The following is a 12,804-nucleotide window of genomic DNA, read 5'->3' as shown; positions in this document are numbered from 1 at the left end:
GGCAACACAGGCGTCCCGGTTTCAAACTTGACGCTGGGAACCATGGGCTTCGGAACGGAGACTTCGGAGGATGAAGCCTTTTCCATAATAGACGCCTTCCTTGAAGCGGGCGGCAATATGCTGGACACCGCCGATGTCTATGGCGGCGGTGCATCCGAGGAACTTTTGGGTCGCTGGCGGGCCAGCCGTCCACAGAATCTGGTCAATAGCGTCGTGCTCGCGACCAAGGCGCACATTTTTACAGGCAAGGACGCAAATGATGTGGGAACCTTCCGTCGGCATCTGCATCGCGCCTTAGATGCATCACTCCTTCGTCTCGGGATAGAGGCCATAGATCTCTACCAGATGCATGCGTGGGATCCGCTGACTCCGATCGAAGAGACGCTGTCCTTCCTGGACGCGGCAGTGCGCGCTGGCAAGGTGCACTATGTAGGCTTGTCCAACTTCTCGGGCAGGCAGTTGCAGCTCGCACTATCGACGGCCAAAGCAAAGGGCATGCAGTTGCCCGTCACGCTGCAACAGCAGTACAGTCTTGCCTGCCGGGGGATCGAGTCCGAGGTTATTCCCGCTGCCCTCGCAAACAATGTCGGGCTGCTCGCCTGGTCCCCTCTCGCCGCGGGTTTCTTGAGCGGAAACTACACTCGGGGAGTTGGTGCCGAGCAAGGAACACGTCTCGGTTTTGAAAGCGCGATGTTTGGGCACATCGAAAATAGCTTATTCGCCACGGAGCAGAATTGGGCGACCCTGGAAGCGGCTACCCAAATCGCCGACGAGGCTGGTGCCACACCGAGCCAAGTGGCGTTGAGCTGGGTCACGAACCGCCCTTCGGTGACGTCGACCATCTTTGGTGCGCGCACGCTTGAGCAGCTGGAAAGCAATCTACCCGCGGGCGATCTCCATCTGGGGGAGGAGGCCACCGCCAGGCTCAATGCGGTGAGTGCACCGACTCCCCACGATTATCCCCATGGACCCTCCGGCGTTCTCCAGCGTCACCGCTATCCCGACTCCAGCGAGTCCGAACGCCGCGAATTCACTACCCAGTGAGCGGTGTGGCGGGGATCAACTCTTAGTCGTGGCCAAAGAAAAAGGTTCATGGCCGAGCTTTCTCAGGGCCCACCGCCGCGGAGCGGATGGATTGAGCCGATCGCTGTTTGGCGCGTGCCGACGCCAGGCACTTGCATCGCAATGTCGGGCAAGCCTGGTGTGGCGGGTCGGGCTGTGTGTGTCGTGCGAGTGACCGGACGGGTCTGCCACTCACGCTTCCGGGTGAGCAGTTCTGGGTACCAAGTCGCGCTCAGCCCTTACGGGCTTGCAAGAGGTGCCGACGGCGGATGGCATAAGTGGATTGAAACCTTCGGCACATGCTGCCTAAGCTGGGTGGCAGGGAACAGAGGGATGGGCCCGTGAAGCTTGACCGGATCGACATCCGCATCTTGCACGAACTACAAAGGAACGGACGCGTCACCAATGTGGTGCTTGCCGAGCTCGTTCATCTGTCGCCCAGCCCCTGCCTGATGCGGGTTAAGCGGCTCCAGGCCGAGGGCTATATCATTGGCTATTCGGCGCTAATCGACATTGCGAGACTGGGGCCGACCATCACCGTCTTTACGGAGGTGACCTTGAAGAGCCATCGCCAGATCGACTTTGAACGTTTCCAGCAGGCGGCTGAAAAGGTCGAGGAGGTGATCGAGTGCCACTTGATCGCCGGAGGCTATGATTATCTATTGAAATTTGTCACCGCGGGGGTCAGCGAGTACCAATCGGTCATAGAGAGGCTGAGAGACATGGATATCGGCATCGACAAGTATTTCAGCTACGTCGTGATGAAATCGCCATTCATAAAGGCTCATTTGCCCCTGAAGACCATCTTTCCGATGTGAGTCCGACCCAGCTGCGCCGCTGCCCCCTCCCGCGTTCAGTAGCCCCGCGCTCGGTCGACCAATCCCGGTATTGTCGTCCCCGACAGGTCGGCCTGAATTGCCTCTATCACATGGCGGGCGCCATCGCCGGGCCGGGTTTGACAGGCGATATGCGGTGTCAGAATGACCCGAGGATGCGACCATAGTGTATGCGTCTGCGGTAGCGGCTCTGGGGCAGTGACGTCTAAAACCGCAGCTGAGATCTGCCCGGAATCCAGCGCTGCAACCAGCGCCGAATGGTCCAGCTGTCGCCCACGCCCGGCATGGACCAGCCGCGCGCCCCGGGGCAGGCGGCCCAAAAGACTGGCGTCGAGAATGTTTTCGGTTTCGGTGGTGAGGGGCAGCAAGCATATTAGAAGATCAGTACGCGCCAGAAAGGCGTCGAGATCCGTGAAGCATTCCACTCCGTCGATTTGTCGCGGGCTCCTCGCCCAGCCGGCTAGGGGAAAGCCGAAGGGCCGCAGCGCCGCCAGGGCAGCCTGCCCCAACTGGCCAAGGCCCATCACCCCGATCCGTCGTTCGCCCGCCGGCAGGTTGCGCGCCGCCTGCCACAGTCCGGTGCGCTGTTGTCCGATGTAGGCTGGCAGGTCGCGATGCAGGGCAAGCGTGGCCAGGGTGATATATTCCTGCATCTGTTGAGGAATGCCTGGTTCGAGCATCCTCACCACGCCGACATGGGGGGGCAGAGCTGCAAGGTCGAGCTGATCCACACCCGCACCCACCGAAAAGATCAGCCGCAAGTTGCGGTAACGGGCCAGATCGGCAGGCACTTTCCAAGTCACCAGCCAGCGCACCGCCATCGGATCGGGGGCCTCTCCGATGTGGAATTCGACTTCTGGAAGTGACGCTTCGAAGGCGCTGCGGAACACCGCCCCGCGCACCGCATCAGAAAGATACAATACCGAACCGCCCACCGTTGGTTCGGGTTCTCCGGAGTGGGTGGGGTCGAGTTGGGCGATCGAACTGTTACACATGGGTCTCTCCTGAAAAGTTATCCGAGGGCCTGCGCCGCGAGCGCGAACCGCCGAACGGGGTTAGCGAGTGTCGTAGTACCGCCGCGCTGCATGGATATGCCGCCGCCAACGGGACGGAGCCCCTGCGCGGTCAGCCAGGGCGCCAGGCCCGCGGATTCCGTGGTGTCAACGCGCAGGAAGCCGCGGGGGGCTTGCGCGAATAGAAATCCAAGCAAAAGGTGCGCCGTCTCCACGGTTTCGGCGACCACCGGTCCCACCACTTCGCCTCGACCAAAGCGTCGCAGGCAGGCGTATCCGACGACGCCCGCGCCTTTGCGGACCAGCGCCATACGGCCTTCATGCATCAAGATCGTAATCAATGCCGCGCGGTTAGCGCCAGTGGCCTGGCGGTCTAGCGCCTGGATCGCGGGCCGATCGGCGGCGCTCGCCCAGTCCACGCCACCCGACAAGACATGCGCCACTGGCAGCCCCTGATGCTGGAGGACGCGGTCAGTGGCGATAAAGCCAAGCTTTTCATAAAGCGGCAAGCCGTCGTTTGTTGCGGTCAGCCGCCATTCTGGCACGTCTACCCAGTCCATAGCGCGCGTCAGCAGTTGCCGGCCCAGCCCGCGCCCCCGCATCCGGGCATCGACGATAATCATGTTGGCCATGGCGACAGCGCCAAACCGCGTGGCGAGCGCAGTGCCGACCACTGCCCCCCTGGACAGGGCGACCACCCCGCGGCCTAGCCGCAACAAAAGATGCCAGTCCTCGCGGCGGTGCGGCCATACTGCCTCACGCGACAAGCGCAACGCTCCGTCCAGATGAGCGGGTGTGAAGGCGTCGAAAGTGATCGTATCGGTCATCGAATGCCTGCTGACTGACTGGTTTCAAATTAGGCGAGGTCGTGGCGCAGGTGCATCGGCAGGACGCTTCCCAGCGAAATGTTCCGCTGTTAAGGTCTCGACAACCGCAGGAAATTCCACGCTAAATAGCTGCCGGTCAGCAAGTCCAGCCGCCGTAGGCTCAAGTCTAGGCCGCAGGTCGGTGCGATATAGATTTGCGATTTCTCGTCCGGCGTGGGTGGGCTATTAGCGGGTGGACTGATCCGCCGTTCACAATGCGCATGTCGTGGGGTTACCAATCCAGGGCCGCATTCCGATGTGCCCACCGCCTGGCCGAGGATGACCACTAGGTGATCCTGTCGACGGTGATGCCGGAGGGTTTGGGATAGCCACCGGTCAGGTATTCCTCGTCACGCGGGGCGGCGGGCAGACGCTGCCGCCCCGCGTCACTGTTGGTTCGGGTCAACGTACCGTGATGTAGATCTTGCGGACCGTCTCGATGGTGCGCCAGGTGCCGACGTAGCCGGGCTTCATCACGAAACTATCACCAGCCCGGTATGTCACCGGCGGCTGGCCGTTCTCGGTGAGTTCGACCACACCTTCGAGAATGTGGCAGAATTCGAAAACCTCGCCCTTGATAGAATGAGTGAGGCCCGGAGTAGCTTGCCAGACGCCGGATTTGATCTTGCCGTCGCGAGCCTCATCCATCGCCCAGGTGCTGAATTCCGGCGCGCCTTCAATCAGGCGTTCGGGACCGGGCAGGGCATGGGTGGGGGTGAAGGTGGGGTTGTGGTCAATGGTCTTCAGCAAGGTCATCGTTCTCTCCTGGTTGCCGGTCTCGCCGGTTCGGCCGGTAGAGTAGCCGCGGCAAGCAAAGCACCACTGCTGATGTGAAGGACGCGAACGCAGATTGTGCCAAAGAGCGGGAGGAGAAAGCTGAAAGTTCTGTGAGGAGCATCCAGGGACGGTTTGGTGAAATGACGGACCAAGTTCAAAATGCATCTCTGCACATTCGCGCACAGAGCCTCTGGGGGCGTTGAACATAGCGTGCGGGCGTGCCTAGTCTCTGCGAGAGCATCTTGCCGCATCCCCTCTAGCCTCAAATCCCTGGGGGGGAAGCTCGCGGGTGGGCACGGTCTAGGCGGCGAGCGTTCGTTACTCTCGGGGTAGGATTCCTGTGTACTTCGCCGCACGACGCAGCTGGTAGGGTGGGCCGCATTCAGTCCTCCGGATGGCGATCTCGACAACCTGGTCCCACAAAGTTGAGAACTCCCGGGTGCACTATTCTCGCACGTGGGTCGGTGCATCGCATCGCCAGGGATGCCGAGCCGGGATCCCTTGTCTGAGCACCGTTCCGCGCTCCCTGGGGCCCGGTCCGTGCTCTTCCTCTAGTCAGGGGGATCTGGAATTTAATGCTTAACTGGCCGGTCATTCAGCCAATCCTGCCGTCAAGAGCTGAGGTTCAGTGACTCTGTGGCTCAAAAACCGTCAATGTCTTGGACCAGGCCGCATGGGCCGGATTGCCGAGAAGCGCGAAAGGGAGGCTAGCCAATGCTAGCACGCATCGATGCAGTTGCGACCACGGACGTGGCGCTCTCAGTGAGCAATCTCACCGTCAGCCTGCCCCCGGGCATGGAGCGGGAGCATGCGGTCGAGAACCTGTCTTTCGATCTCAAGCGTGGCCAGATTCTCTGTATCATCGGGGAGTCCGGCTCGGGCAAGTCTGTCACCGCCAATGCCATAATGGGCCTCCTGCCCAAGGTGATCCGCGTTACCGGCGGGGCCATGGAGCTCGACGGCCGCAGCATAATGGGTCTGCCCGTCGACGAGTTGCGCAGTCTGCGCGGTCGCATCGTCTCGATGATCTTTCAGGACCCGCTTTCAGCGCTCAACCCGCTCATGACGGTGGGTGAACAGATCACCGAAGTTATGGCCGCCCACGGCGTCGGCACGCCCGAATCCCGACGAAGCCGCGCCATTGAAATGCTGACCGAGGTCGGCCTCCCCGATCCTCCGTTGATGTATCTGCAATATCCATTCCGCCTCTCGGGCGGGCAGCGACAGCGCGTCATGATCGCCATGGCGCTGGTGCTGGAACCGACGATCCTGATCGCCGACGAACCCACTACGGCGCTGGACGTGACGACCCAGGCGCAGATCCTGGCACTGATCCGCGACATTCAGCGCCGCAAGGGCATGAGCGTCATGTTCATCACCCACGATTTCGGGGTTGTGGCCGAAATCGCCGACAGCGTCGTGGTGATGGAAAAGGGCCACATCGTCGAGCAGGGTAGCAGCGACCAGGTCCTGAAATCGCCAACCCACCCCTATACCCAGCGCCTGATCGCGGCCGTCCCCCGCCTTGCCGCTGCCGATCGCACTCACCTGAAACTCGCCGACAAAGAGCCGATCCTCAAGGTGGAGGGTTTGGTCAAGACCTATCGCAGCGGCAGTGCCCTGTTCCGGACGCAGCGCGTCGTGGCCGCCGTGAAGGATGTCTCGTTTCATCTCATGCCGGGCCGGACCCTCGGAATTGTCGGCGAAAGCGGTTCGGGTAAGTCGTCCCTCGGCCGCTTGCTGATCAAGCTGATGGATAGTGACGCCGGCCTGGTCGAGTTCAAGGGGCTCGACATCGCCCCGCTGTCAGAGGGTGACTTCCGGCACTTGCGACCGTCGATCCAGATGATCTTCCAGGACCCCTTTGCCTCCCTGAACCCGCGATCGACCATTGGTCATATCCTGACGGTGGGGCCGGTCGCACACGGAATGCCCTATGCACAGGCGAGTGAGGAGGCGCGCGCGCTTCTCTACCATGTCGGCCTCGACGCCGGCGCCTTCGACCGGTTTCCGCACGAGTTTTCAGGTGGACAGCGCCAGCGCGTCGGCATCGCCCGGGCGCTGATGTTCAAGCCCAAACTGCTGATCGCCGACGAGGCCGTCTCGGCGCTCGACGTGTCCATCCAGGCGCAAATCCTCCAGCTCCTCGACCAGATACAGCGCGAGACCGGCGTTTCGATGGTTTTCATCACCCACGATCTGCGCGTTGCCAGCCAGATCTGCGACGAAATCGCAGTGATGCAGAAGGGGCGGATCGTCGAACACGGACCGCCGTCCCAGATCTTTCTCAATCCGCAGTCGGCCTACACGCGTGAGCTGGTGGCCGCCATTCCAGGAGAGCGACCGGCAAGTGCCCGCCCGGTTGCGGCAAATCTATAGGGCAACGGCTTTGCAGCCACGAGGGAGGAGACCTCAATCATGACTAAAAATTCAACGACTTCCACCTTTACGCGACGCGACGCCCTGCGGCTCATGGGCATGGGCGGGGTGGTAACCCTTGTCGCGCCCAATCTGCTGGGCGCACCCGCTTTCGGCCAGACCCCTCCTGCAGCGCCAACGGGCCGCGTTATTGTCGGGCTGTCGCAGGAGCCAACGGTGTTCAACCCGCTGATGCCGCATATCGAAGTTGACGACGGCGTCATTTTCTCGGTTTTCGACGCCCTGTTCCGCATCGACCCACAGGGCGTCATCGTCCCCAATCTGGCGGTCGAGGTGCCCACCCAGGACAATGGCGGAATTTCTGCGGACGGCTTGCAGTGGCGCGTGAAACTGCGGGACGACGTCCTTTGGCACGATGGCACGCCCTTCACCGCCGAGGATGTGAAATTTACCCTCGAACTGATCGTCAATCCCGATTTCCGCGCCTGGCGCACCACCGGCCATTCGCTGGTGCGCGACATTACCGTGGTCTCACCCACCGAGCTCACCTGGCGGATGGAAGAAGCCTTCGCACCCTATCTGACGTTCCTGACCGAAACCTTCATCGTGCCCAAGCACATCCTTGAGACCGCGACCGATCTCAACGAGAACGCCTTCAACCAGGCGCCGGTCGGCACCGGTGCATTCAAATGGGGCCAGCGCCTCGCCGGCGATCGCCTAGAGCTGGGTGGCTAACCCCGACTACTTCGGCGAGGGCCCACATATCGAACAGGTGATCTTTAAATACATACCTGACACGACCGTGCTCTACACCCAGTTCAAGAGCGGCGACATTGATCTAGTGGGCAGCATCGCCGCCGACAACTATGCCGAGGCCAGCACGCTGGCCGACCGGGTGGTGACACTGGTGTCGAAAAGCTCGATGGAATCCTTCTACCTCAACGTTGAGCGTCCGCAATTCAAAGACGCGGCCGTGCGCGAGGCGCTCTATGCCGCCATCGACAAGCACAGCATTATCGAGGGTCTTTACTACGGCGTCCCGGTGCCCACCGAGACCTTCATGCCTCAGCATTCCTTCTACTACAATCCGGCCCTGCCGGTGCAGGAGTTCAACCTCGAGCGCGCCGCCCAGATCCTGGACGAGGCCGGCTGGCTGCCGGGCCCCGATGGCATTCGCGCCAAGGATGGCGTACGGCTGGCCTTTGCCAACTCGACTACCGCCGGCAACCATCTGCGCGAACAGGCGCAGCAGTTCATTCAGCAGACCCTGGGCGAGATCGGCATCGAGATGAGCATCGCCAACCTGCCTCCCGCGGTGATGTGGGGCGAGTTCTGGCAGCAGTCGCAGTTCGATTCGGTCCTCGTCGGCAGCAACTACATCATCGGGGCAGACCCGGACACTACCAATCGCCTGCACTCGGCATCAATCGTCGCCAAGGGCGGTCGGGGCTCCAACAACGCGCAATATTCCAACCCCGAGGTGGACGCGCTTCTTGAAGAGGGCGCCAGGACCTTTGACCCCGAAGCCCGCCGCGCGATCTACTTCAAGGTGCAGGAGATCGTTCGCCGCGAGCTGCCATTGCTGCCGCTGTACGCGGACACGAATGTCTACGGGCACAAGGCGGGCCTTCAGGGTTTCGTCGCCAACTCCAATACCCGCACCGAGTCCTGGAACGCCGCTGCCTGGTACTGGCAGGCCTGACGCTAGTCTCCGCCGCCCGCACACTGCGGGCGGCGGCAAACGACGACCACGGCAGGGTATAATGGAGGACTGAATGCGTAGCTTCCTGATCAACCGTCTTTTCCAGAGCCTGGTGCTGCTGGTGATCGTCTCGATCATCGGCTTCGGCGTTCTCAATCTCATTCCAGGCGGGCCAATGGCCCAGTACGGACTGGATCCCGGCATGACCCAGGACGACCTGGCCCGGATCACCGAGCAACTGGGATTGAACCGGCCGCTTTGGGTCCAGTATTTCGATTGGGCCTGGCGGCTTCTGCAGGGCGATTGGGGTCATTCGTTCCGCGATGGTGTGCCAGTCCTCGACGTCATCGGCCGACACATCTTCGCAACGCTGCTACTGATGGGCAGCTCCACCGCGATTGCCATTGCCGTCGGGACCTGGATCGGTATCCGCAGCGCGACACACCGTTATTCCATATTCGACTATGCGGCGACGGTCGGCGCCATGGTCGCATTGTCGATCCCGACTTTCTGGTTCGGGCTTGTCGGAATCTACGTCTTTGCGCTGGAGCTCAAGTGGCTACCCGCGGGCAACATGTATGCGATCGGCGACGCGTCGCCCCTCGACTACCTGCACCACCTGATCCTGCCCAGCATCGTGCTGGCTCTGGTCCACATTGCCATCTGGAGCCGCTACATGCGGTCGGCAACGCTGGACGCCATCAGCCAGGAATACGTCAAGACCGCCCGTGCCAAAGGGCTCAGCGAACGCCGCGTGATCCTCAAGCATGTCGTGGGCAATGCGCTTTTGCCGATGATCACCCTGGCGGGCATACAGCTCCCCAGCATCCTGACCGGGGCTCTTGTCACCGAGACCGTCTTCACCTGGCCCGGCATGGGCCGCCTCTTCCTCGATAGCCTCGGCTACAGCGACTATCCGGTGGTGATGGGCCTGCTGATGTTCTCGGCCATCCTGGTCATCCTCGGCAGCCTGGTTGCGGACGTTGTCCTCGCAATCGTCGACCCGCGCATTCGCCTGGCTTGAACGCTCAACAGGAGACACCGCCATGACCGCAATCGCCGCACAAAAAGGCCGCACTCCCTGGTGGCAAAGTCGCGCAGCGCACCGCTTCGCGCGCCATCATCTGGCCCTGATCGGGCTGGTGATGATCACCTGCCTGGTACTGGCATGTATCTTCGCGCCCTTCCTGCTGCCCTATGACTCGCTCTACATCGACCTGCGCGCCCGCTTTGCACCACCCTTCACCGGCGGCCACATCTTCGGCACCGACCCGCTGGGGCGCGACGTTGCCGCCCGGCTCTTCGAGGCCGGACGCATATCGCTCCTTGTCGGCTTTTCTGCCATGCTGCTGTCAACCCTGGTGGGCACGGTTGTCGGTGTCATCGCCGGCTATCGCGGCGGCTGGGATCGGCGCGGTACTGATGCGCCTGGTCGATGGGTTTCTCTCCTTTCCGTCCATTTTCCTGCTGCTTGCATTGGCTGCGGCTTTGCGGCCCAGTCCCTTGATGGTCACCGTCATCATTGCGGTGACCAGTTGGATGGATGTGGCCCGCATCGTCGAGGCCGAGGTGCGCTCGCTGCGCGAACGGGAGTTCGTTCAGGCCGGTCGCATGCTGGGGCTGAGTGGAACGCACCTGATGTTCCGCGAAATCCTGCCCAACGCCATGGGTCCGATCATTGTCGCCGCGACCTTGACCGTCGCCCATGCCATCCTTCTCGAAGCCTATATCAGCTTCCTGGGTTATGGCATTCAGCCGCCCATTCCGAGCTGGGGCAACATGCTCGAAGGGGCGCAGCAGTATCTGGGCAATGCACCTTGGTTGGCCATCATTCCTGGTGCCATGATCACCATCGCTGTGACAAGCTTCAACTTCATTGGCGATGGTCTGCGCGACGCGCTGGACGTGCGCGGCGATCAGATCTGATCGCTCGGCCACCCCAAACCGAACGGAAACCAGCCAAGTGAACGAGCCAAGGTCGCCGACAAGGACACGCCTTACTGGTGGGAGGCCAGCGCCCGTGAGGCCGCTGCCGCCACCTCCAGAGGTGTTGTATGCGGCCAAGATTACAATATGATCAGGAGACTACAGCAACATGTCCCAATCTGAGCTTAATGGGTTGGATGGCCGTGAGTTCGACGTACTTGTTGTCGGCGGCGGGATCAACGGTTCCGCCACTGCGCAACATCTGGCGTCAGCCGGCTATTCGGTACTGCTTATCGATAAGGGTGACTTTGGCTCGGGTTCAAGCAGTCGCTCCAGCCGCAGTCTCGGAAACGGTATGAATTACCTGGCATTGGGACATTCTCCATGGGATCCCCTGTTGCGGCCAGGGCGTTTCATTTCTGGCTGCCGGATGGCCAAGGCGGCACTCTCCAACAGAGCCCAGTTTGCGCGCGAGACGCCGGATCGTCTTGCGCGGACGGGGTTCGTCTTTCCGATCATAAAGGGCGGATCAGTCAAACCCTGGCAGTTTGATGCGGGGGTACTCCTGCTTCAGTTGTTGGGCACAGGCGGGCAAAAGCTGAATTACCGCCGGGTTCCGGGGCGTGAAGCCAAGAACATGCCAATTGTGGAGTGGATGCGCGAACCAGAGAGGATCTCCTCCATCGCGATCATCGATCATTTTCTCTACCGTTCACCCGAGCGCATCGTGGTGGACACGGTTCTGGATGCTAAAAATCTTGGCGCGTTTACCTTAAACTATGCCGCTTTGTCCCGACTGGAACAGAAACCCGATGGGAATTGGAAGGCAACTATAGTTGAGTCCGGCACCGGCGCGGGTGAATCGGAAGCAACTATAAAGTGCCGCATGGTCTTTAGTATGGCCGGCGTCTGGATCGACGAGGTCAATCGTATGGCACCCCGGCAGGCGCCCCAAATGATCGCGGGAACCAAGGGCGTTCATGTAATGCTCCAACTGCCAGAGCATTGCAGAAATAAATCATGCGTCTGGTACAACCGCAAAAACGAGTACATGTATATCTTGCCATGGGGCAATCTTCACTATCTTGGTCCCACCGAAACGCCGTATGAAGGTAGCCTAGACGACATCCGACCAACAGAGGCGGACATAGACTGGATTTTGGATGAGGCGGCGTACTGGATGCCAGGGATGGGGCTTCGCCGCGAACACGTGATTTTCTCGTGGGCGGGGGTTCGACCTTTGACCAAATCTGTCGGTCATGGCTTGAGGAGACGCGTTATGCACGATCTGGCCGATCAAGGGATGCCTGGTTTGTACGCGATGACCGGCGGACCGCTCAACAGTCATCGATCGGCCGGGCAAGACGCGATGGCGATCGCCAAAGCATATCTCTCCCCCAGCGGCGCCGCAAAGCAGCTATCATATGCCGCCAAGTTGCCGCCAACCGGACGAACATGGCAGCTGTTTGAAAATTTTGTGCCGACGGTGACGCCCGAGGAGGTCCGCAACGCTGCACGAGAGGCGACGCCACGAAGCTTGGTCGACTTGATGTTTCGTCGCCTGCATATGGGGTGGTCGGCCGGCATGGGGCTGGCTGAAGCACCATGGGTTGCTGAAATCGCCGGGGAAATCCTAGGCTGGGATAAGTCGCGCACGGCGCGGGAGGTCAAGGACTATGCTGAATATCTAAAGCGCATGCACCTCTATGACCCCGCTGGCGCAGAAGTTCCAATCGTCGGAGGCACGCTTAGGCAAAGTGGTGAATTGAAATGATCCCGCCATTCGTCCGCCACCTTCAATTGCGCGCCAGCACCAGGAAGCAACGCTACTGAGCGGCCACTCCGGGTGGGGACGCACTAACGGGCAGTCCATGCCAATGGTGGCACTAGGTGTTGCCGGGCGCGTCGCTATCCCGAACCGCGTCCCTGCCGGCCAATAAGAATTGCCGGCCTCGCTAAGGCGAGTGAGCCACCGACCGAGCTGTGCAAGGCGGGCAGCCCATCCCGAGGGTTTTTGAAATTCCGTGCCGATGGATGGCCCAATACGGATGATCCCCGCCGAATAGAGGAGAAAAACGGCAGCGAAATCCGCCAGTCCAAGAGCATTCTAAGGTCCGACAACATCGGCACTTCCTATGGTCCCTCAACTCGAGCGAGACACCTTAATCCGTCCGACGCATTCCATAATCAATTCTTTCGCATCGACGTCAGTGCCGAAGATGGCTTGGGCGACTGGCTCGAGC

The 12,804-nt window shown here is 61.1% G+C and carries 8 protein-coding genes and 2 pseudogenes; 7 read left to right on the top strand and 3 right to left on the bottom strand.

Features of this window, described 5'->3' with window-relative positions; genetic code table 11:
• Positions 1 to 27: 27 nt before the first annotated feature.
• Both IH615_RS04890 and IH615_RS04885 read left to right on the top strand, forming a co-directional pair.
• A complete protein-coding gene (locus IH615_RS04890) occupies positions 28 to 1,044 on the top strand; it encodes an aldo/keto reductase (protein ID WP_291360279.1) in 1,017 nt (338 codons plus the stop codon).
• A gap of 359 nt (positions 1,045 to 1,403) precedes the next feature.
• Entirely contained in the window at positions 1,404 to 1,880 is a 477-nt protein-coding gene (locus IH615_RS04885) for an Lrp/AsnC family transcriptional regulator (RefSeq protein WP_291360277.1), read from the top strand.
• Between the two features lie 35 nt (positions 1,881 to 1,915).
• On the opposite strand, the gene IH615_RS04880 is transcribed toward IH615_RS04885, so the two are convergent.
• From IH615_RS04880 to IH615_RS04870, 3 genes are all read right to left on the bottom strand, one after another.
• Positions 1,916 to 2,893 carry a glyoxylate/hydroxypyruvate reductase A gene (locus IH615_RS04880; RefSeq protein ID WP_291360275.1) on the bottom strand — a complete coding sequence of 326 codons (978 nt, stop codon included), beginning with the start codon at positions 2,891 to 2,893 and terminating at the stop codon, positions 1,916 to 1,918.
• Positions 2,894 to 2,910: 17 nt separating this feature from the next.
• A complete protein-coding gene (locus IH615_RS04875) occupies positions 2,911 to 3,738 on the bottom strand; it encodes a GNAT family N-acetyltransferase (protein ID WP_291360273.1) in 828 nt (275 codons plus the stop codon).
• Between the two features lie 441 nt (positions 3,739 to 4,179).
• Positions 4,180 to 4,533 carry a cupin domain-containing protein gene (locus IH615_RS04870; protein WP_291360272.1) on the bottom strand — a complete coding sequence of 118 codons (354 nt, stop codon included), beginning with the start codon at positions 4,531 to 4,533 and terminating at the stop codon, positions 4,180 to 4,182.
• Between the two features lie 735 nt (positions 4,534 to 5,268).
• Here IH615_RS04870 and IH615_RS04865 point away from each other — a divergent pair.
• The 5 genes and pseudogenes from IH615_RS04865 (at position 5,269) to IH615_RS04845 (ending at position 12,335) form a co-directional block, all read left to right on the top strand.
• A complete protein-coding gene (locus IH615_RS04865; RefSeq protein ID WP_291360271.1) occupies positions 5,269 to 6,933 on the top strand; it encodes an ABC transporter ATP-binding protein in 1,665 nt (554 codons plus the stop codon).
• A 39-nt stretch (positions 6,934 to 6,972) separates the two neighbouring features.
• Positions 6,973 to 8,635 (top strand): annotated as a pseudogene (locus IH615_RS04860) (peptide ABC transporter substrate-binding protein).
• Between the two features lie 73 nt (positions 8,636 to 8,708).
• The gene (locus tag IH615_RS04855; RefSeq protein WP_291360270.1) at positions 8,709 to 9,659 is read left to right on the top strand and encodes an ABC transporter permease; all 951 of its coding nucleotides are present in this window, start codon (positions 8,709 to 8,711) and stop codon (positions 9,657 to 9,659) included.
• 22 nt (positions 9,660 to 9,681) lie between these two features.
• Positions 9,682 to 10,561, top strand: a pseudogene (locus IH615_RS04850) (ABC transporter permease).
• Positions 10,562 to 10,730: 169 nt separating this feature from the next.
• Positions 10,731 to 12,335 carry an FAD-dependent oxidoreductase gene (locus IH615_RS04845; protein ID WP_291360268.1) on the top strand — a complete coding sequence of 535 codons (1,605 nt, stop codon included), beginning with the start codon at positions 10,731 to 10,733 and terminating at the stop codon, positions 12,333 to 12,335.
• The last annotated feature ends 469 nt before the right edge of the window (positions 12,336 to 12,804 follow it).

The organism is Devosia sp., assembly GCF_014860165.1.
GTDB lineage: Bacteria > Pseudomonadota > Alphaproteobacteria > Rhizobiales > Devosiaceae > Devosia.
This window is presented reverse-complemented; position numbering and strand designations above follow the sequence as displayed.

Bases quoted from the DNA above. Each gene is read 5' to 3' on its own strand.
- IH615_RS04845 (WP_291360268.1), top strand. From the start codon at position 10,731: ATGTCCCAATCTGAGCTTAATGGGTTGGATGGCCGTGAGTTCGACGTA.
- IH615_RS04875 (WP_291360273.1), bottom strand. From the start codon at position 3,738: ATGACCGATACGATCACTTTCGACGCCTTCACACCCGCTCATCTGGAC.
- IH615_RS04855 (WP_291360270.1), top strand. From the start codon at position 8,709: ATGCGTAGCTTCCTGATCAACCGTCTTTTCCAGAGCCTGGTGCTGCTG.
- IH615_RS04865 (WP_291360271.1), top strand. From the start codon at position 5,269: ATGCTAGCACGCATCGATGCAGTTGCGACCACGGACGTGGCGCTCTCA.
- IH615_RS04870 (WP_291360272.1), bottom strand. From the start codon at position 4,533: ATGACCTTGCTGAAGACCATTGACCACAACCCCACCTTCACCCCCACC.
- IH615_RS04880 (WP_291360275.1), bottom strand. From the start codon at position 2,893: ATGTGTAACAGTTCGATCGCCCAACTCGACCCCACCCACTCCGGAGAA.